Source organism: Chitinophaga agrisoli (genome assembly GCF_008386695.1).
Taxonomy (GTDB): Bacteria; Bacteroidota; Bacteroidia; order Chitinophagales; family Chitinophagaceae; genus Chitinophaga; species Chitinophaga agrisoli.
This window is the reverse complement of record NZ_VUOC01000001.1, coordinates 491,567-511,178: the sequence shown is the minus strand read 5'-3', so window position 1 is coordinate 511,178 and position 19,612 is coordinate 491,567. Positions and strand designations below refer to the sequence as shown.

At 48.0% G+C, this 19,612-nt stretch carries 14 protein-coding genes; 10 read left to right on the top strand and 4 right to left on the bottom strand.

Annotated elements, in window-relative coordinates; all coding sequences use genetic code 11:
- Positions 1 to 3 precede the first annotated feature (3 nt).
- Together F0L74_RS02085 and F0L74_RS02080 are read left to right on the top strand one after the other, a co-directional pair.
- The gene (locus F0L74_RS02085; RefSeq protein WP_149836183.1) at positions 4 to 1,008 is read left to right on the top strand and encodes a PorP/SprF family type IX secretion system membrane protein; all 1,005 of its coding nucleotides are present in this window, start codon (positions 4 to 6) and stop codon (positions 1,006 to 1,008) included.
- Positions 1,009 to 1,035: 27 nt separating this feature from the next.
- On the top strand, positions 1,036 to 3,066 hold the full coding sequence (locus F0L74_RS02080) for an OmpA family protein (RefSeq protein WP_149836182.1): 2,031 nt from the start codon (positions 1,036 to 1,038) through the stop codon (positions 3,064 to 3,066).
- A 231-nt stretch (positions 3,067 to 3,297) separates the two neighbouring features.
- Here F0L74_RS02080 and F0L74_RS02075 read toward each other — a convergent pair whose 3' ends face one another.
- A complete protein-coding gene (locus tag F0L74_RS02075; protein WP_149836181.1) occupies positions 3,298 to 3,792 on the bottom strand; it encodes a hypothetical protein in 495 nt (164 codons plus the stop codon).
- Positions 3,793 to 4,332: 540 nt separating this feature from the next.
- Here F0L74_RS02075 and F0L74_RS02070 point away from each other — a divergent pair.
- The gene (locus F0L74_RS02070) at positions 4,333 to 5,256 is read left to right on the top strand and encodes a PfkB family carbohydrate kinase (protein ID WP_149836180.1); all 924 of its coding nucleotides are present in this window, start codon (positions 4,333 to 4,335) and stop codon (positions 5,254 to 5,256) included.
- A gap of 143 nt (positions 5,257 to 5,399) precedes the next feature.
- Here F0L74_RS02070 and F0L74_RS02065 read toward each other — a convergent pair whose 3' ends face one another.
- Positions 5,400 to 6,200, bottom strand: coding sequence for a S1/P1 nuclease (locus F0L74_RS02065; RefSeq protein ID WP_149836179.1), 801 nt, complete (start codon positions 6,198 to 6,200; stop codon positions 5,400 to 5,402).
- Positions 6,201 to 6,367: 167 nt separating this feature from the next.
- Between F0L74_RS02065 and uvrB the strand changes: the two genes are divergently transcribed.
- The 4 genes from uvrB to F0L74_RS02045 all read left to right on the top strand — a co-directional run bounded on the left by uvrB (position 6,368) and on the right by F0L74_RS02045 (position 12,478).
- Positions 6,368 to 8,428: an excinuclease ABC subunit UvrB gene (gene uvrB, locus F0L74_RS02060; RefSeq protein WP_149836178.1), complete on the top strand. Its 2,061-nt coding sequence runs from the start codon at positions 6,368 to 6,370 to the stop codon at positions 8,426 to 8,428.
- A 475-nt stretch (positions 8,429 to 8,903) separates the two neighbouring features.
- Positions 8,904 to 10,289, top strand: a complete 1,386-nt coding sequence (locus F0L74_RS02055) for an ammonium transporter (protein ID WP_149836177.1) — start codon at positions 8,904 to 8,906, stop codon at positions 10,287 to 10,289.
- A gap of 302 nt (positions 10,290 to 10,591) precedes the next feature.
- Positions 10,592 to 11,698, top strand: coding sequence for a porin (locus tag F0L74_RS02050; protein ID WP_149836176.1), 1,107 nt, complete (start codon positions 10,592 to 10,594; stop codon positions 11,696 to 11,698).
- Between the two features lie 117 nt (positions 11,699 to 11,815).
- Positions 11,816 to 12,478: a DUF2461 domain-containing protein gene (locus tag F0L74_RS02045; RefSeq protein WP_149836175.1), complete on the top strand. Its 663-nt coding sequence runs from the start codon at positions 11,816 to 11,818 to the stop codon at positions 12,476 to 12,478.
- A gap of 110 nt (positions 12,479 to 12,588) precedes the next feature.
- Here F0L74_RS02045 and F0L74_RS02040 read toward each other — a convergent pair whose 3' ends face one another.
- Positions 12,589 to 12,840 carry a hypothetical protein gene (locus F0L74_RS02040; RefSeq protein ID WP_145710668.1) on the bottom strand — a complete coding sequence of 84 codons (252 nt, stop codon included), beginning with the start codon at positions 12,838 to 12,840 and terminating at the stop codon, positions 12,589 to 12,591.
- Positions 12,841 to 13,221: 381 nt separating this feature from the next.
- The gene (locus F0L74_RS02035; RefSeq protein ID WP_149836174.1) at positions 13,222 to 14,211 is read right to left on the bottom strand and encodes an aspartate-semialdehyde dehydrogenase; all 990 of its coding nucleotides are present in this window, start codon (positions 14,209 to 14,211) and stop codon (positions 13,222 to 13,224) included.
- A gap of 163 nt (positions 14,212 to 14,374) precedes the next feature.
- Between F0L74_RS02035 and F0L74_RS02030 the strand changes: the two genes are divergently transcribed.
- The 3 genes from F0L74_RS02030 to F0L74_RS02020 all read left to right on the top strand — a co-directional run bounded on the left by F0L74_RS02030 (position 14,375) and on the right by F0L74_RS02020 (position 19,612).
- The gene (locus F0L74_RS02030; protein WP_149836173.1) at positions 14,375 to 16,948 is read left to right on the top strand and encodes a lamin tail domain-containing protein; all 2,574 of its coding nucleotides are present in this window, start codon (positions 14,375 to 14,377) and stop codon (positions 16,946 to 16,948) included.
- A gap of 71 nt (positions 16,949 to 17,019) precedes the next feature.
- Positions 17,020 to 17,700: a DUF5606 family protein gene (locus F0L74_RS02025; RefSeq protein ID WP_149836172.1), complete on the top strand. Its 681-nt coding sequence runs from the start codon at positions 17,020 to 17,022 to the stop codon at positions 17,698 to 17,700.
- Positions 17,701 to 17,899: 199 nt separating this feature from the next.
- The gene (locus F0L74_RS02020) at positions 17,900 to 19,612 is read left to right on the top strand and encodes a M3 family oligoendopeptidase (RefSeq protein WP_246197607.1); all 1,713 of its coding nucleotides are present in this window, start codon (positions 17,900 to 17,902) and stop codon (positions 19,610 to 19,612) included.

The following is a 19,612-nucleotide window of genomic DNA, read 5'->3' as shown; positions in this document are numbered from 1 at the left end:
CCTATGAGGAAAAATATAATTGTTCTGGTGTGTTGCTTATGCGCTTTGCTGCCCCGCGTGGTAAGGGCACAGGTTGATCCGCATTTCTCCCAATACTATGCTTATCCGCTATGGTTAAACCCTGCCCTCACCGGCGTACTGGATGGCGACTACCGCATCAGCGGTAACTATCGCAACCAGTGGACTAACTACGGCAAGGCATTCTCCACCACCGGCGTGTCATTCGATGCGGCTACCGAAAAAAACATCGGGGTAGGGGTGAATGTGCTGAACATGTCCGCAGGGGATGCAGGATACAATTACCTCAACGCCATGGCCAGCGTATCCTATAGCGGCGTAAAATTCGGCGCTACCGGTACCTCCCGGCTCGTATTTGGCTTACAGGCAGGAATCATCAACCGTAAGGTAGATCCTTCCAAGTTCCAGACAGGGGCCCAGTGGAGCCCTACCATCGGCTTCGACCCCAGCATCTTTAACGGCGAGAACCTGAATAATACTTCATCTACCGCCTTTGATGCTGCTGCCGGAGTAATGTTCTTCGACGGTAACCCCAACCATCGCTTAAATCCATTTGTAGGCGTATCTGCCGGCCATCTTACCCAGCCGGAAGATCCCTTTGTAGCCAATGACAACCGTAAATACCCGGTGCGCTACCTGGCGCATGGTGGTACCAAAATACAGGTAACAGAAGAGCTGAGCCTTACCCCCCATGGCTTATACATGCGCCAGGGGAACGCCTCAGAGAAAGTGCTGGGCGTATACGGCCAGTATACCGTAAATCCTGAGTTTGACCTGCTGGCAGGCGCTACCTACCGCTTTGACGATTCCATGATACCCTTTGCAGGGTTCCACTACAAGAACGTTGTACTGGGCCTCAGCTATGACGCCAATGTATCTAACCTGAGCCGCCTGGTGAACGGCAGCAACAGCTTTGAGCTGTCGCTTTCCTTTATCAGCCGCAAGAAAAGAGTGCTGACAGAAGAATACTTTATCTGCCCCAGGCTGTAATACCATCATTAAAACAAAAATCTTCAGATGAAACAATTTATACGCTGTTGGCTGATGATCACCCTTGCTGGGAGCTTTCACACTGCGCATGCGCAGTATGTATATGATTTCAGACGCACCGCTGATGTGTATTATAATGCAAAGGACTATTACTCCGCAGCACAGTATTACAGCAAGGCGCTGGGCACATTCCGGGTAAAACCCCAGGATATCCTGCCCTACGCGGTAAATACCGGTGGTGGCAGCGCCACTACTGAAAAAAGCAGCAAGATCAAGGACTATGAAACAGTGGTATACCGGCTGGCAGAATCCTACCGCCAATACCGCGACTTTGGCAATGCAGAGGTCTACTATGGGCAGGTGGCCGCCTTCAACAATCCTACTTTCCCCCTGGCCCGTTTCTGGTATGGCGTTAGCTTACGCGCTAATGGTAAATACCAGGAAGCGCTGGATCAGCTGAAACAATTTCAGAGCGATTATACCAAGGCAGATGAAATATCCACCCGCGTAGCATTGGAGATAGCCTGTTGCGAGTTTGCGCTGTCAGAAGCCAAACGTAACGCCCGCTATAGCATCAATAAAATAGGCGGTAATGTAAACAGTGGCGGCGCCAATTACGCCCCGGTTGTGATGGGCGGCAATACCCTGCTATTCACCTCCTCCCGCCCGGAAACCCCGCCAGGCGCGAATGAAAAAGACAAAGAAAAGAAAGAGAATCCCTACGTAAATGACCTGTTCGTGGCCAAAGGCCAGGGCTTCACCTTCGATAACAGCGAAAAGGTGAGCATCCCCGCCATCAAGGGTATGGACCAGGGAGCTGCCGCCGTTAGCCCGGATGGCAACACCATGTATCTCACCCGCTGGAATACGGAGAACGGTCAGAAGCACGCTGGCATCTATATGAGCATCCGCCAGGGCGGCGGTTGGTCAGAGCCTAAAACAGTAGGCACAAACGTGAATGTAGACGGCTTTAGCTCTATGCAGCCTTTTGTTACTGCTGATAATAAATACCTGTTCTTTTCCTCTAACCGCCCCGGAGGTATGGGTAAATATGATATCTGGTACAGCCCCCTGCAGAATGGTATGCCAGGGGCCGCCAAGAACATGGGTACCGGCATTAACTCAAGGGATGAGGAAGAAGCGCCCTACTACGATGCCCAGCATGGAGTGCTGATCTTTAGCTCAGATGGCCGCGTTGGCCTTGGCGGGCTGGATTTCTTCAGCAGCGAAGGCAGCATCGGCAACTGGTCCCCGCCTAAGAACATGGGGGTGCCACTCAACTCCTCCAAAGACGATATCTACTACACCCCCGTAGACAAGGAAAATCCGCTCCGCGGTGGCTACATCAGCTCTGACCGCGAATCCGTATGCTGTCTGGAACTCTTCAGCATTAAGAAGAACGCCAAAAGCGCCAGCGGCCAGATCCTCGATTGCGATGGCAATATGCCGCTGACCGGCGCTACCGTTACCCTGCTGGATACCGTACAACAAAAAGTACTGCAACAGGTAACCGTAAACGAAACCGGCCATTACAGCTTTGATGTAGAAATGCAACAGAACTATAAAGTGATGGCAGAGAAGGAAAACTATTTCTCTAAAGCGATCTACTTCAATACAGACGAGCTCACCAGCCTGGATTCCCTCATGAACCCATCTATCTGTCTCAAACGTTTTGAAGTAGGCAAACCCATCATCCTCAAGGATATTTATTACGATTACAACAAAGCCGTTTTAAGGCCACAGTCATTGATCGTATTGGATACGGTAGTGGCCATTATGCAGGATAATCCGAACATTATTATAGAAATGGGATCGCATACAGATAGCAAAGGCACGGATTCCTATAATATTAAGCTGTCGCAGGATAGGGCTCAGTCCTGTGTGGATTACCTGGCAAGCAAAGGTATTCCCACTTCGCGCATGGTAGCTAAGGGCTATGGGGAGGCAAGACCTATAGCGCCTAATACCCTGCCTAACGGCAAGGATAACCCTGATGGCAGACAGCTGAACCGGAGAACGGAGTTCAAGGTATTACGTATCCAGCCCCAATTACAGTAACCCCTGTTATACGAAGCTGGAACCATATCCTATAACCGGCACACCCTCAGAAAAGCGAAAGCTCCGGATCCGGGGCTTTCGTGTTTTCGTCACTCTTTACTATTAACTGTGGGTCTTCTAGCACCCTTACAAAACCACTTTCTTCGGCTATGCAATTACTCTTACCAAGCTACTTCTTCAGCTGTTCATCACTCTTGCCAGGCCACTTTCTTCAGCATACAGCCCAGATAATTACTGCGCCGCTTTAAATACATTTCCTACAGCAGTAACACTGTCCTGCTTTACGCTCACTTTTATAAAAGCGGTATAATTAACAGCACTGTCATAACGGAAGGAGATAGTATCATTGCCCACTTTGATCTCACGGACATTCTGTAACAATGTTTTCGTTACGGCATTACCTGTACCGGCCACACTGTCAACCTTAATAGTATCAGTAGCAGGGGCGGTAATACTGCCTTTGATAAGCCGTATCACCTGCTGTGTATTATTAACAGACTTGTTAAGCGTAACAACCAGGTTCACTGTGCTGTCATAGTTTTCAGAGAGTTTTACAGTACCTACTACAATATTACTATCCGCTCCACGTACGCCTTTCAGGCTGTATTCCTTACTGCGGAATTGCGGTACATTGTTGTCATCATCGTTGCAGGCTACAAAGCCAATACCCAATAGGGCAGCCGTCATCACTCCCAGTTTGAGAGTATGTTTTTTAAAAATAAGCATGGTTTCTGTTTTTATTCAGGTCTTAATTGGTAATTAGGTTTCTCTATCACCTGATCAATTGTGATGTTTTTGAATTATAGGTTCCTCAACGTTGATTGAATGTTAAACGGGCACTTTATCAAAAGGTTACACAGGCGGTAAAAAAACTTTAACAATAATTTCATGAGGACTGTTTTGTTATGATCTAACGTGGGTATATAGATAGCCATAATTTATCCGGTGGCGCCGCCAGCTATTGTAACGCTATGTGAACAACCCGGAGTTATTGTGAACAGCTCCGGAAGTATTAGGAAGACGATCCTTACAGGTATTAAGGAACTTCCGTATCAGGTAACTTCCTTCATGCAGCATGCCACGCTGTTCCCCATTCAGCATGCAGTCTGTTCCTCCACTCAGCATGCCAACCTGATTATCCTTGCTTATAGCAATAGCCCCGCTCCCTGGTGTACCCCTCACGTCATCAGCATATTATCGCAGCAGCCCATTATTTTATTACCTTTGCCCCTGTTTTACCAATAACCAGTAAACAACCAGCAAACTATGTCGCTCATTGTCGTAGGTTCTATGGCGTTCGATGAAATAGAAACGCCCTTTGGAAAGTCAGGAAAGATCATTGGCGGTTCCGCTACCTTTATTGCCTGGACGGCTGCCAATTTTGTACAGCCCATCAATCAGGTATCTGTAGTAGGCAGTGATTTCCCCCAGGCCGAACTGAATGCCCTGGCTGCCAAAGGTGTAGCCCTGGATGGCGTACAGATCAAAAAAGACCGCCCCTCTTTTTACTGGGCCGGTAAGTATCACATGGACATGAACACCCGGGATACCCTGGTGACAGAACTGAATGTACTGGGCGATTTTGAGCCGGTGATCCCGGATAGCTACCAGGGAAGCGAATTCCTGGTGCTGGGCAACCTCTCCCCGCAGGTACAGATCAGCGTGATCAACCAGTTAAAGGTACGCCCCAAGCTTATCGTGCTGGATACAATGAACTTCTGGATGGAAACCGCCCTGGATGACCTCAAGAAAGTATTGACAATGGTAGACGTGCTGATGGTGAACGATGGCGAAGCCCGTCAATTGAGCGGTGAATACTCCCTGGTAAAGGCTGCCCATAAGATCCTGTCCATGGGTCCCCGCTACCTGATCATCAAGAAAGGCGAGCATGGCGCCCTGCTGTTCCACGAGAACCACGTGTTCTTTGCCCCCGCCTTACCGCTGGAAGACGTATTCGATCCCACCGGTGCTGGTGATACCTTTGCCGGCGGCTTCATAGGTCACCTGGCTAAGACCAAGGACATTTCTTTTGAGAACATGAAAACAGCCATCATCGTTGGCTCCGCCATGGCGTCCTTCTGCGTGGAGAAATTTGGTACCGGCCGCCTGCGCGAGATCACCCAGGAAGACATCAGCGCCCGCCTGGAAGAATTCGTAGAGTTAGTGAATTTTGATATAGACCTGGTATAGTAGTTACCAGCTAAATAAAAAAGTGCTGATGAAGAAAGGCCAGCGTTCCCGCTCCTTTTTCATCAGCACTTAATATTTTGATCCTTTGGCCCTTCAGCCCTTTATTCCAGCTGTTGTATAGCTTCCGGCGCCACGTACCATCATCACTTAAACGCCCCATTCAGCACCGCGGCCAACCTTAAACCACCTTTCAGCAGCTGTTGGTTCAGATCGTCCAGGAACACATAATTGTACCGATAGCTTAGTTTATCCCCTTCTTTGGTCTTCGCATACACCTTATCAGACAACACATGCGATTCATACATCCAGTCCTGGATGCTGCCCCGCTGCAGATCACGTACCGTAGCGGCCGGCGCGATATCAATAGCCCGTACATACTCCGTATAACTCAGCTGCTGAAATTCTATCAGCTGCTCATCCCAGATCCGGTGCAGGTTGGATGGCTGGTTAAACCAATACACGGTTATTTTATTGCCGCCCTGGTCTTCATCCCTGCCCACATGCAGCGGCTGGTGCATATCCCCGATCAGGTGCACCAGGAAGCTAAGGGCAAACACTTTCTCCTCTTTGCTGGCAGTGGCAGATTTCAGCTGGGTGATCATGGCCTGGGTCTGCGTGAACAGGTTCTCGCCTTTCTCCGCTTTAAGCAGGTCATTAAATTTATCCTTGCTGATGTTCCCCGGAAAGTCTACATAATGCCAGCGGTTAGTATGGTCATACTTGTGCGTGGTATCCGACTTAATAAAATCCGGCCAGTTGGCGATCATGGCCAGCGGCTGACGCCCCAGCAGGCCGGTAATGGCCTTGCGTGCCTCCGGGCTCAGGTGTTGCCAGGCAATTTCCGCCACCACCCGGTGGCCAATAGGTCCCCAGCAATAACCTGTCAGGGGAAGTAAGGGTAATAATAAGGCCAGTAACAGGCCGTAAAGGTTTTTTGAGCGCATAACTAATTTGAAAGCTCAAATATGTAAAATAAACCGCCAAATGCCAAGCGGGGTAGTTCAACCAACCCACCCCAAGGTAGAAAGCTACAAGTTTCGTAAATTTGATATACACTTAAAAAAACAGACGCAGTAACCGCAGGCGTCTTTAGAACAGGAGAATTATCAATATGCCATTTAAGATACATGCACCTTATCCTCCCGCCGGTGATCAGCCGGGAGCCATCCGCCAGTTAACAGAAGGCTTGAAGAACGGGGAAACCTTTCAGACCTTACTGGGGGTAACGGGCTCAGGAAAGACCTTTACCGTTGCCAACGTAATACAGGAAGTACAGAAGCCCACCCTGGTACTCACCCATAACAAGACCCTGGTGGCCCAGCTGTACGGGGAATTCCGGCAGTTCTTCCCGGAGAACGCCGTGGAGTACTTCGTATCCTATTATGACTACTATCAGCCAGAGGCGTACATGCCGGTCAGCGATACCTATATAGAAAAGGACCTGTCCATTAATGCCGAGCTGGATAAGCTGCGGCTCCGGGCTACCTCCAATCTCTTATCCGGCCGCCGGGACATTATCGTAGTAGCCAGCGTATCCTGTATATATGGTATGGGTAACCCTACTGAACTGGAAAACGGGATCCTGCGTATTAACCGCGGCCAGACCATTGGCCGTAATACGCTGTTACACGGGCTGGTGAACTCACTCTACACCCGGACTACCGGCGATTTTACCCGCGGTTCCTTCCGGGTACAGGGCGATACCGTAGACATCAACCTGCCCTACGTGGACTATGGATACCGTATCACCTTCTTTGGTGACGAGATAGAAGAAATAGAAAGCATCGATACCACCAACGGCAAACGTATCATGACCATGGACAATGCGGCCATTTTCCCGGCCAACCTGTACCTGGCGCCCAAGGATATGATGCAGCAGATCATCTTCGAGATCCAGGACGAGCTGCTGGCCCAGGTGGACTACTTCCGCGCCCAGGGCAAGCACCTGGAGGCCCAGCGTTTATCTGAACGGGTAAACTACGACCTGGAAATGATCCGCGAGCTGGGGTACTGCAGCGGCATCGAGAACTACTCCCGCTTCCTGGACCGGCGTTTGCCGGGTACCCGTCCCTTCTGCCTGCTGGACTACTTTCCCAAGGATTTCCTGCTGGTAGTGGACGAAAGCCACCAGACCATTCCGCAGATCAGTGGCATGTACGGCGGCGACCGCTCCCGTAAGCTCACCCTGGTTGACTTTGGTTTCCGCCTGCCCTCCGCCATGGATAACCGCCCGCTGAACTTCTACGAGTTCGAGAACCTGCTGAACCAGGTACTTTTTGTAAGCGCCACCCCCGGCGAGTACGAACTAAAGCAAACAGAAGGCGTCGTTGTGGAGCAGGTAGTACGGCCCACCGGGCTGCTGGATCCCCCCATTGAAATAAGGCCCAGCGTTAACCAGGTGGATGACCTGCTGGACGAAATAGACCGCCGGGTACAAAAAGGCGACCGTGTACTGGTGACCACCCTCACCAAACGTATGGCGGAAGAAATGGATAAATACCTGCATCGCATTAATATTAAGTCAAGATACATCCACTCTGAGGTAGATACCCTGGAGCGGGTAGAGATCCTCCGGGACCTCCGCCTGGGTAAGATTGATGTACTGGTAGGCGTAAACCTGCTGCGTGAGGGCCTGGATCTTCCAGAAGTATCCCTGGTGGCCATCCTGGATGCTGACAAAGAAGGCTTCCTCCGCGATGAGCGCTCCCTGACCCAGACCGCCGGCCGCGCCGCCCGTAACGTAGACGGCCTGGTGATCTTTTATGCCGATAAGATCACGGACAGCATGCAGCGCACCATCGATGAGACCAACCGCCGCCGCGAAAAACAGGTGGCTTATAATATTAAGCATAACATCACACCCAGGACCGTGCGTAAATCCATTGAGCAGATCATGGGACAGACGTCCGTACTGGAGATCAAGAACTACGACGAGCAATCGCCGTACGCGATCCATGAAGAGGTATCCCTGGTAGCAGAGGATGCGATGTCCTTCGCAAAAGGACAGGCAGCCACCGCCAAAACCATCCCGCAACTGGAAAAAGCCATCACGAAAGTGAAGCGGGATATGGAAAAGGCAGCTAAAGACCTCGATTTTATGGAGGCCGCCCGTCTCAGGGACCAAATGTTTGCTCTCCAACGCGAACTCGAAGAAATGAAACAGGCAGGTTAATCCTTGCCTGTTTTTTTACACTCCATATATTATAAATAATTCAATGTTTACTTTTTCTACTCCACACCATTTACTCCCGTTATCGCATTATAAATAATTTAATATTTGTTTACCCAGACTATTCCAATAGATATTCAATAATTTTCTGAATATGTATTTCTTGTTGATATATAGTTACTTATGAACATATACCCCACACAACTGTAATACGTCACCTCGCCAGGTTAGAAAATTGTTAAATGTACCACTTACCTTTACCTAATTTATTAGATAATAGGTAGTTAGCTAATATTTTCTGCTAAAATATACCTTTCCTAAACGGCTAAATCCAAATTAATATTATAATATTTTATAATGTAGTTGATTTTGGATCAATAATGCTCTTTTTAATTCAATCATTTCTATTTTTCCGAAGTTTGGGTGAATCTTTCGATTAAAAGAATACTTTTATTGCAGATTATTAAACGCAAACGCTATGAAGAAAACTGCATTCCAGGACTACCTGCCATTCATTTTTCTTGCCATTCTGGCAATTATTGGTATGTTCTTTCCTACAGTCGCTAATTTTTCCGATACCAGTAAATATAATGTCGGAGACATTGCATGGATATTAGTGGCTACCTCGCTGGTGTTTTTGATGACGCCAGGGTTATCCTTCTTTTATGGTGGGATGGTTAACAAAAAGAACATCATCAACACCATGATGCAAAGTTTTATCGCTACAGGGCTTATCAGTGTGCTTTGGGTGGTGGTTGGCTTTAGCCTGGCATTCGGGGACTCTATAAACGGAGTAATCGGTAATCCCGGTACTTTTTTCTTCTTTAAAGGCGTTGGGTCCGGCGCACCCTGGGCAGGCGCAGCTACCATTCCCCTGCTGCTGTTCGCCTTATTCCAGATGAAGTTCGCTATTATTACCCCGGCACTGGTGGTAGGCGCTACTGCAGAAAGGATCCGCTTTACTTCTTATGTACTGTTCATGGTATTATTCAGCCTGCTGGTATATGCGCCTATCGCCCACTGGACCTGGCATCCCAATGGTTTCCTATATAAAATGGGCGTACTGGATTTTGCCGGTGGTACTGTGGTACATATTTCTGCCGGTTGTGCAGCCCTCGCCGGCGCCCTTGTGCTCAAACGCAGAAAAGACCATATAGAAAAGAAAGAATTACAGCCCGCAAATATTCCCTTCGTACTGCTGGGCACCGGTTTACTGTGGTTTGGCTGGTTTGGCTTCAACGCAGGATCTGCGGTAGCCGCCAATGGCCTGGCAGTATCTGCCTTTGCTACTACGAATACCGCTGCTGCCGCTGCTGGCATCTGCTGGGTATTTTTTGATGTGATCCGTGGCCGCAAACCTTCGGCACTTGGCTTTTGTATAGGCGCCGTGGTTGGCCTGGTGGCCATCACCCCTGCTGCTGGTTATGTAGCTGTTCCGCAAAGTTTATTCATCGGCTTCATTGCCGCTATCATATCTAACCTGGCAGTACACTGGAAATCCAAAACCAGCATTGACGATACGCTGGATGTATTCCCCTGCCATGGTATAGGTGGTATGAGCGGGATGCTGCTCACCGGTATCTTCGCATCCAAAGCCATCAACCCTGCCGGCAATGACGGCCTGTTCTACGGTAACTTTGAACTGTTCCGGAACCAGCTGCTGGGTATGTTGATAGTAGTAGCTTACAGCTTTATCGTTTCCTACGGCATCTTTAAGCTGATCAACTACATCCACCCGCTGCGCGTATCTGACGAAGAAGAAGTACTGGGCCTGGATGCTTCCCAGCACAACGAGCAATACCATCCCACTCCTTTGCACGTGAATGGTACCGGCTCACTCAAACAGGAAGAGATCTTGCACTAACATTAGACTATATACGATAACGATAAGATAAAAGACGCAATCAATAATGGATAATCGATAATTAATAGGAAAATAAAGGTTTAACACGCTGTATTAATTATTGATTATCCATTATTGATCTATCAGCATATCATTGCCTCTCATACACCCCCAAAGCAATCTATACACAGTAAAAGAAAGGTAGCATAGGAGTTTACTAGTTCGTTCCAACATTTTATCAACCAATTTCATTGCATTGATGCCCGGCTGGTCGAAGCACGATCAGACCGGCTGTGCTTTGCCATGAAAATAAAATCCTTACAATGAAGAAAACAATCCTGACCACATTCGCTGCCTGCACTTGTTTTGCTGCATTCTCCCAAACGGCAGACACTGCGAAAGCACAGGAGGCGTTTAAATTGTCCGGTTCCGCGGATGTGTATTACAAGTATAATTTCAACAGGAACACCACGGATAATAAAACCAGTTTCACCAATTCACATAACTCTTTTGAATTGGGAATGGTATCCCTGAAAGTAGAACATGGATTCAAAAAAGGAAGCATTGTAGCAGATCTGGGCTTTGGCAGACGTGCTTCTGAATTTTCCTATAACGATACCGTCAATAGTAAGAATGGCATCGCGGTAGCCATTAAGCAATTATATGTAGGTTACCAGGTAACAGACAAGATCAAGATAAGCCTGGGTAGTTTTGCTACGCATGTGGGCTACGAGCTGGTGGATGCTTACCTGAACCGTAACTACAGCATGAGCTATATGTTCAGCAATGGCCCCTTCTTTAATACCGGCGTTAAGGCGGATTTTGCCATCACCTCTTATTTAAGCGCCATGATAGGCGTCTTTAATCCCACTGACCTCAAGTCTGTCAACTTCAGCGATAATAAATACGTAGGCGCGCAGGTAGGCTTTACGCCCACCAATATCCCCATGAAACTATACCTTAACTACCTGGAAGGAAAAGACACTGCCGGCATGCAAAACCACCAGCTGGATTTTGTAGCCACCTACCAGGTAAACACCTTATTGGGCCTGGGATATAACGGTACTTTCAGCACCTATAAAAATACGCGTACAAAGGAAGCTAATGGCAATGGTAACGGCGACGCAGACCATAGCGTTAAATGGTGGGGCTCCGCCCTGTACATCAATCTCGATTTTACAGAAACCCTGGGGCTTACCCTGCGCGGCGAATATTTCGAGGATAAAGACCGTCTCAAGACCTTTGCCAGCTCACTGGAAGGTGGCAGCGTAGTAGCCGGCACCCTTACCGTTAACTATAAAGTGGGCAATCTCACCATTATGCCGGAGTTCCGGCTGGATAACGCATCAAAGGATATCTTTAACAAACATTCCGGCGCGCCAACCGCCAACACCGCCAATATCCTGCTGGCAGCCACCTATCGCTTCTGATATTACAGTTCAGGCAAATATAACAAAGGCTTGATGCACGCCTGTAAAGGGTTCCGTTAAACTGACGGAACCCTTTTTCACTTTTTTCCTATATTGTACGGTAAAAATCCACTGAGCATGTTGCAGGATACCACGTTGAAATTTTTGAAGAACCTGGACAAAAACAACAACAAGGAATGGTTTGATACGCACAAATCCGATTACCAGAATGCAAAGGCTGATTTTGAGAGCATGGTACAACAGCTGATCGACGGGCTTAACAGACAGGATAGTGATCTGGAGGGTTTGCAGGTAAAGGATTGCGTTTTTCGTATTTACAAAGACGTTAGGTTCTCAAAAGATAAGACTCCCTATAAGAACAATATGGGCGCTTCTTTTTCGCCCGGTGGCCGTAAATCTCCCCGGCCAGGATATTATTTCCATCTGCAACCAGGTGGCAATAGTTTTGCCGGCGGCGGACTATGGCAGCCGGAAGCCGTGAACCTGAAAAAAGTAAGACAGGAGATCGACTATAACTTCGCCGAATTTCAACAGATCATCGGCAACAAAGATTTCATCAAATATTTTGGTAAGATCGAAGGGGAGGCCTTAAAAACAGTACCACAGGGCTATCAGCCAGATAATCCTGCCATTGCATACTTAAAGCTGAAAAGCTTTACTGCCTGGCACGCTTTTTCTGATGATACCTGTACACAACCGGCGCTGGTTCGCGAAGTGTTAAAAGTATTTGCAGTAATGCAGCCTTTTGTCAAATTCCTGGATAGGGCCCTGCACGAATAAAGATATGATAACCATGTGCCGTATTGCAACCTAACGGCACATACAGGCATAAAAAGGAGAAAAGGGTTCGCGTCCTTTTCTCCTCCAATTTGTTCTGTAATTACCCTAAATTAATTCTTGTGTATCAAAAACTCAAAAGGGCGGGCTTTACGGTTCTTTAATAAATTTTCCTTGTCCGTTCTGGTGTGAGCAAAACGTTGGTTATACACATTGGCTACCTCAATAATAGGTATAATGCCATCCAGCGTATCCTGCTGATCAACAATGTTCATAATGCGGGATACCTGTGAAGAGAAGTTGCTGCTCCACTCTTCAGTAAATTTGTGCATCAATAAAAGCTCGCGATTGGTGTTGGTCTTCATAGGATTTAAGGGTATTTACAGATTAGACAAAATATACGATTCCGGCATAGCACTCTCTCTTGTATTAGCATAAGTTGATGTATTTTTCATAGAAGCAAGTCGGCATAGGATTATGATACCAAAATCCAATATTAAACAGCACCAATCAATACTACTTCCGTGTAATTTTTACCCTTCTTATGATCTTCTTTCACGAACATTTAATCAACAATCTCAACATAATGATGAGACTTTCAATTACTTATACGCAAAAATCGTATATGCATTGCTGAAAGTCGGCAGGTGATAGACCACAATAAAATTCACCATAATTAGTTGTGTATCAACTACACTAACATTACTATATGGTTAAGTCTTGTAAACCGTGATCTATGGCCGATCTCAGAGCCATTGCTTTTGATTCAGATATTCTGCTATCTGCACCGCGTTGGTAGCAGCCCCCTTGCGCAAATTGTCTGCTACTATCCACATATTCAGCGTATTAGGTTGCGTTTCATCGCGGCGTATACGACCTACAAATACTTCATCTCTTTCATGCGCATCTTTAGGCATCGGATACTGTTGACGTGAGGGATCATCAACCACGATCACACCCGGAGCTTTTTCCAAAACACTGCGTACTGCAGCCAGGTCAAAGTCCTTTTCAAACTCAATATTTACAGACTCACTATGGCCTCCCATTACTGGTATGCGCACAGTGGTAGCGGTAACGCGTATACGTTCATCTCCCATGATCTTTTTGGTCTCGTTCACCATCTTCATCTCTTCCTTCGTATAACCATTATCAAGGAAAACGTCAATTTGGGGAATTACGTTCAGGTCTATGGGGTAGGCATATGCCATTTCGCCGGTCACACCTTTACGTTCATTCATTAACTGGTTCACTGCCTTTACGCCGGTACCGGTTACAGACTGGTAAGTGGATACCACTACCCGGTTAATGCCATATAAAGCATGTAAAGGGTCCAGCACCAGTACCATTTGTATGGTAGAGCAATTGGGATTGGCAATGATCTTATCTTCCGGGGTGAGTGTTTTACCGTTTATTTCCGGTACCACCAGTTTCTTTGAGGGATCCATTCTCCATGCGCTGGAGTTATCAATAACCGTGATGCCTGCTGCCGCAAATTTCGGGGCCCATTCCAGCGATATGCTGCCGCCGGCAGAAAATAACGCTACATTAGGACGCATGGAGATTGCCGTTTCTGCAGTCACTACCTTATAGGCCTTACCCTTGAATGTTACTTCCTTACCAACAGACTTCTCAGAAGCTACGGGAATTAGCTCCGTAACCGGGAAATTTCTTTCCGTTAACACTTGCAACATTTTTGAGCCTACCAGCCCGGTAGCTCCTACTACGGCAACTTTCATTGTGGAAAAAGATTGTTTTTTATGACCAAGTTGAACGTTCACTGCATTTAACTAGCTGGAGTTCAACGGGATCGTTTTGGAATGATATTACATTTCAGAATTTTGGAGTCGCAAAAATACTATCTTATTCTCTATATTCGCAGTCTCACCAACCATTTATTTTATGCGAACGCCTGTAATTGGAGGCGTAGCGCTGTTAATGTTGCTGTTCTCAACACTTTCTCACGCACAGATTCATGAATTTTTTAATGGACCATCTGTTCCCTGGCATGGTACAGATACGGCCTGGCAGGTAAATGAGGCCCGTCTTCAAAGCAATTGGCTGCAACCGGATAGCTATTTTGGACTATACGCGCCGGCCAATATTCCTGCACCCGCTATATGGGAATGGTGGATGCAGCTGGATCTCAACACCTCTTCCAACAACTATGCAGATGTTTTCCTGCAGGCGGATAGCAGTCAGCTGCTGCATCCCGCTACAGCAGGGTATTTCGTGCGCATTGGCGGTAAGGATGATGAGATCTGCCTGTATCGCAAAACACCTTACCATGAGCCGTACAAGATAATTGACGGACGTGATGGCCTTACCAACAAACGCGCAGTCACATTAAAACTGAAAGTAACCTGTGATGAAATGGATACCTGGCATTTATGGATAGATACTTCCGGTACAGGCCGTAACTATTTTTTGCAAGGCAGCATAACAGATTCCCAGGTACATGCACCAGTTTGTTTTGGTGTACTGATCCGTCAATCTACCGCGTCTTTTTTTCAAAAACATTTTTTTGATGATATACAGGTGATACCGCTGGTAAAAGATACCACGGCGCCGCAATTACTAGCAGTTAAAGTGCTGAATGCCCGCGAATTGTTATTACAATTTTCTGAATGGGTGGATACTACTGCAGCCAGATATATTGCAGATAATAATATAGGCGCTCCTGCAGCTGTAATACAGCAGGCAGATGGTATACACCTGTATTATGATCAGCCTTTTCCTGATGGTGATAGTGTACGGCTGACAATAAACGGTATTACCGATGCGGGCGGCAATATAGCGCAAACCATCCGGGTATCTTTCCTATACTATCTACCCGGTCGTTATCAGGTACTCATACATGAAATATTTTCTGATCCTGAACCATCGGTAGGTCTACCACCTGCAGAATTCATCGAGTTGCGCAATGTAAGTCCTCATGATATACAGTTACAGGGTTGGCGGTTAGCCGCCACGGGCGGAGCAACAGTGCTGCCAGTTTATACGCTGCAACCGGATAGTTTGGTGCTGCTCTGCCGGACAGATAAAACATCACTATTCTCCCAACAAAACCTGTTACCCCTGGATAAATTTCCTACCCTTGGTAATGAAACAGATACGCTGGCTTTATATGAAGCTGATGGCCGCCTGATGCACGCGGTAGCCTACCACCGAAACTGGTATGCAGATGCCATAAAAGAAAAAGGTGGCTGGAGCCTGGAGATGATATCGCCTGCAGCGCCCTGTAACGGTCAGGCCAACTGGAAACCTTCCACAGCGCCAACTGGCGGTACACCGGGTGCGTCTAACTCTGTTGCAAGTTCCACTACAGATAACACTTTTATAGACCTGCAACGCGCTTATGTGCCTGACAGGCATACTATCCTATTATATTTCAATAAAACCCTGGATAGTATGCTGGCCGCGAACGTGGCGGCATATCATATCATCCCCGCATTAACTGTTGCGGCCGCCACCGTGATGCCACCCTTATTTAATACTGTTCAATTACATTTGGCGTCACCCCTGCAGCACGCCACTATATATGCAATAACAGCCAGTAATATTACTGATTGCACTGGTCAACCTGCCGGTCTTCACAACAGTGTTACAGCAGGTTTACCAACAACACCGGATAGCAGCACCGTGATCATCAACGAGTTATTATTCGATCCCTTGCAAGGCGCGCCGGAATTTGTGGAGATCTACAACAACGGCAATGCTGTCATAGACCTTTCCGGTCTGTACATTTCCATGTTGGGGGATGATGGTCGGCCGGAAAATCCGGTTCCCTTATCAACAGATGGCCGTTTGCTACTGCCAGGGCAATACCTGGCCCTTACGCGTGATCCGGATGCTTTATGCCGGTATTATACCTGTAAAGCCGCTGAGAACCTGTTGCAGGTAAATAACCTACCATTGTTACCCAATGAAGGCGGTACACTGGCGCTGTACAACGTTGCCGGCCAAGAGGTAGATGCCCTGCCTTATTCCCCAGACATGCAGTTACCCCTGGCGGGCAATACCAAGGGCGTATCCCTGGAGCGGCTAAGTACCGGACTGGCTACGGCAGATGTCCATAACTGGTATCCGGCAGCCATTACAGCCGGTTACGCCACGCCCGGCATCGCCAACTCCCAACAACTGGGGCTGCCGGAACTGGCGGGCGAAGTAACCGTTGTCCCTTCCGTATTTTCCCCGGATCTGGATGGCATGGATGATCTGGCAGTGATCAGCTGCAACATCCGGGAGCCCGGTGTCGCTAACATCACAATATTTGACAGCCAAGGAAGACCGGTACGGCAATTGCTGCAAAACGGCGTATTGGGCAACCGTAATCATATTATCTGGGACGGCCTTGATGAAAAGAAACAAAGCCTTGCTGCCGGGATATACATTATTTTTATGGAGATGTTTGACAACCAGGGGAGACTAAAGCATTGGAAGTTACCGGTAGTACTGGCCAAGAGATTAAAGTAATAATTAATCTGTATACTACGTTAAACCATCTTAAATTAATTATTTATATTTGCGCTCCTAAAAATTTGAACATGCAGTATAGAGAAATAGTTGCAGTAACCGGTTTGGGTGGTTTGTTTCAATTATTAGCCAGCAAACAGGATGGAGCTATTGTCCGTTCGCTGGAAGACAAAAGCACCCGCTTTGTTTCATCCCGCGTGCACAACTTTACCCCGCTGGAGAGTATTGAAGTATTTACCACTGGTGATAATGTAAACCTGGCAGAAGTTTTTAAAGCTATGCAGGAAAAAGAGGCGGAATTCCCTGTGATCGCCGCCAATGCCGATAATAACACCATCAAGGGTTATTTCCGGAACATATACCCCTCTTTTGACGAAGAAAAGGTATATGTAAGTGATATGAAGAAGATGGTAAAATGGTTTGCCATCCTCAAAAACAATGATCTCCTGAAGTTTGACGAGGTCCTGGAGGAAGAGCAGGCTCCTGAAGCAGCAGCTGAAGGAGAGGCCCTTACCGCTGCTGCGGAACCAGCCCCGGCGCCTGCTGCGGCTGAAGAAAAACCTGCTAAGAAGGCAAAAGCCCCTAAAGCTGCTGCCGCTAAGGAAGATGCGGGTGCTGAAGCGGAAGCTGCGCCTGCAGAAAAACCGGCTAAGAAACCAAGGGCTAAGAAGGAAGAAACGCCTGCTGCCGAAGGTGAAGAAGCCCCGGCGCCTAAAAAGACCACTACCCGTAAGAAGAAAACGGAAGAGTAATACTATTTACGGATTATCAATTACGGATTACGAATTAAGCATCAGTTAGATCAGATTCGTAATTATCCGCGCCATGATTTCCCTTTAAAGGAGCTCATGAGCAATGTTCCGTAGTTGATAATTAAACTGATTCCAGGCATTGTTGCCTGGAATTTTTTATTTTAGTAAGATGAATTCAACGAACAGTAAGATGAATACAATGAACGCAAATATTGAAAAGCTGCTGCGCCGGTTCCTGCCGGAGGATTTTACCGTTACCACCTGGGACGCGCTGCAGCCATATTTTGAGGCGCTGCAACAGCGCCCGCTGAATAGTGCGCAAGACCTGGAGCAATGGTTAAAAGACCTCAGCGAGCTGGACGCCGTTGTAAGTGAAGATGCTGCCTGGCGCCAGATCCGCATGACCTGCGACACCGCCAACAAAGCATTGGAAGATGCATTCACCTATTTCTTCATGGAGATCCAGCCTAAGCTGCAACCTTACGCGGATGCCCTGAACCGTAAACTGCTGGATAGCTCCTTCGCTAAAGAGCTGGGCGTGGATTATGCCACATACCTGCGCAGCGTACGCAAACAGGTAAAGCTGTTCCGTGAGGAGAACGTGCCTCTGCAGGCAGAGTTGAGCGTAATGGCGCAGCAATATGGCGTCATCAACGGCAAGATGACCATCGAGGTAAACGGAAAGGAATACACCCTGCAACAGGCCGCCAAATTCCTGGAGAGCAGCGACCGCACCCTGCGGGAGGAAGTATACCGCAAAACCAGCGAACGCCGTCTGCAAGACCGCGACACCCTGGACCAGCTGTATACCTCACTGGTCACCAAACGCGACCAGGTAGCCAGAAATGCAGGCTTTGCCAATTACCGCGATTATAAGTTCGAAGATCTGGGCCGCTTTGACTATACAAAAGAGGATTGTTTCCAGTTCCATGCAGCCGTAAAGGAACATATACTACCATTGGTGAAGGATATCCTGCAACGCCAGCAACAAAAGCTGCAGCTGGATGTACTGCGCCCCTGGGATACAGAAGCGGAACCGGCCGGCACAAAACCGCTGGAGCCTTTTCATACCGGGGAGGAACTGGTGAACAAAGCCATCGATACCTTTGACCAGCTGGGACCTTTCTTTGGCAACTGCCTGCGCGTTATGCAGCAAATGGGCCGGCTGGACCTGGAAAGCCGCATAGGTAAAGCGCCCGGCGGTTATAACTGCCCGCTGGCAGAAACCGGCGTGCCTTTCATTTTTATGAATGCCGCCGGCCAGATGAGGGACCTCACCACCATGGTGCACGAAGGCGGCCATGCCGTACATTCCTTCCTGAGCCATAACCTGGCCCTGAGCGCCTTTAAGGAATATCCCATGGAGATTGCCGAAGTAGCCAGCATGAGCATGGAGCTCTTCACCATGGATCACTGGGATATCTTCTTCAGCGATAAGGAAGAGTTGCGCCGCGCCCGCCGCCAGCAGCTGGAGCGCGCTATCTCCATCTTCCCCTGGATAGCCACTATCGATAAATTCCAGCACTGGATCTACGAGCATCCGCAGCATACGGTAGCAGAGCGTACGGCCGCCTGGGTAGGCATCCTGGACGAATTCTCCCCCAACGTGGTGGATTGGAGCGGTCTGGAAACCTATCGCGCCATCAACTGGCAACGGCAGCTGCACCTGTTCGAAGTGCCTTTCTATTATATCGAGTATGGTATTGCCCAGCTGGGCGCTATCGCTATGTGGAAACAGTACAAGGAGAACAAACAGCAGGCCCTGGATAATTATGTGAAGGCGCTTAGCCTGGGAAACACTAAAACCTTACCGGAGTTATACAAAGCAGCGGGTATCCGTTTTGATTTTTCACCTGCCTACGTGAAAGAACTGGCAGATTTCGTGAAGAAAGAGATGGACGCAATTGCTTAA

Bases quoted from the DNA above. Each gene is read 5' to 3' on its own strand.
- F0L74_RS02085 (WP_149836183.1), top strand. From the start codon at position 4: ATGAGGAAAAATATAATTGTTCTGGTGTGTTGCTTATGCGCTTTGCTG.
- F0L74_RS02080 (WP_149836182.1), top strand. From the start codon at position 1,036: ATGAAACAATTTATACGCTGTTGGCTGATGATCACCCTTGCTGGGAGC.
- F0L74_RS02075 (WP_149836181.1), bottom strand. From the start codon at position 3,792: ATGCTTATTTTTAAAAAACATACTCTCAAACTGGGAGTGATGACGGCT.
- F0L74_RS02070 (WP_149836180.1), top strand. From the start codon at position 4,333: ATGTCGCTCATTGTCGTAGGTTCTATGGCGTTCGATGAAATAGAAACG.
- F0L74_RS02065 (WP_149836179.1), bottom strand. From the start codon at position 6,200: ATGCGCTCAAAAAACCTTTACGGCCTGTTACTGGCCTTATTATTACCC.
- uvrB (WP_149836178.1), top strand. From the start codon at position 6,368: ATGCCATTTAAGATACATGCACCTTATCCTCCCGCCGGTGATCAGCCG.
- F0L74_RS02055 (WP_149836177.1), top strand. From the start codon at position 8,904: ATGAAGAAAACTGCATTCCAGGACTACCTGCCATTCATTTTTCTTGCC.
- F0L74_RS02050 (WP_149836176.1), top strand. From the start codon at position 10,592: ATGAAGAAAACAATCCTGACCACATTCGCTGCCTGCACTTGTTTTGCT.
- F0L74_RS02045 (WP_149836175.1), top strand. From the start codon at position 11,816: ATGTTGCAGGATACCACGTTGAAATTTTTGAAGAACCTGGACAAAAAC.
- F0L74_RS02040 (WP_145710668.1), bottom strand. From the start codon at position 12,840: ATGAAGACCAACACCAATCGCGAGCTTTTATTGATGCACAAATTTACT.
- F0L74_RS02035 (WP_149836174.1), bottom strand. From the start codon at position 14,211: ATGAAAGTTGCCGTAGTAGGAGCTACCGGGCTGGTAGGCTCAAAAATG.
- F0L74_RS02030 (WP_149836173.1), top strand. From the start codon at position 14,375: ATGCGAACGCCTGTAATTGGAGGCGTAGCGCTGTTAATGTTGCTGTTC.
- F0L74_RS02025 (WP_149836172.1), top strand. From the start codon at position 17,020: ATGCAGTATAGAGAAATAGTTGCAGTAACCGGTTTGGGTGGTTTGTTT.
- F0L74_RS02020 (WP_246197607.1), top strand. From the start codon at position 17,900: ATGAACGCAAATATTGAAAAGCTGCTGCGCCGGTTCCTGCCGGAGGAT.